This is a genomic window from Pseudoalteromonas sp. S16_S37, assembly GCF_014694405.1.
Classification (GTDB): Bacteria; Pseudomonadota; Gammaproteobacteria; order Enterobacterales; family Alteromonadaceae; genus Pseudoalteromonas.
Genome location: NZ_JAAUWV010000196.1, coordinates 1 through 546, shown reverse-complemented (window position 1 = coordinate 546; position 546 = coordinate 1). Strand labels below are relative to the sequence as shown.

The following is a 546-nucleotide window of genomic DNA, read 5'->3' as shown; positions in this document are numbered from 1 at the left end:
GTGCTTGATATTAAGGGCAGTGTTATCACAGTGGATGCGCTACATTGTCAACGACAAACACTTGAAATGATCGCTGCGAAAAAAGCCGATGTTGTGGTGCAGGTTAAAAAGAATCAGCCCAAGCTATATCAGGCTGTAACCGAGCAATTTCAACGCGTATTCGGTGCTGGCAAGGAGCAAGTCGTAACGGAGGTAAAGCAGCAAGCACATGGTCGCACAGAGACGCGGATAGTGTATCAACTCAAGCCAAAATTAGACGAAGCGTTAGCGGCGAGTTGGCCGACAATTCGCAGCATCATTGCGGTAGAACGACACAGAACCTGCGGCGGTAAAACCAGTATTGATACCAGCTACTACGTCAGCTCAATGTCACCAAAAAATAAGGAGCTAGGCCACTACATCCGCCAACACTGGCGTATATAGCTAAATCAAAATAAATTGCGATAGTCCAAGTGCTTAGTAAACAGTTCTTCGATAGAACAGCGAAACTTTCGCCTGATTGATTTTGCGTGTGCCCACTTCTTTTCAATAGGATTCAGATCTGGG

General features: G+C 46.0%; 1 pseudogene. It reads left to right on the top strand.

Annotated elements, in window-relative coordinates:
* Window positions 1-420: pseudogene (locus HC733_RS22595) on the top strand (ISAs1 family transposase); the annotation flags it as partial.
* Window positions 421-546 lie beyond the last annotated feature (126 nt).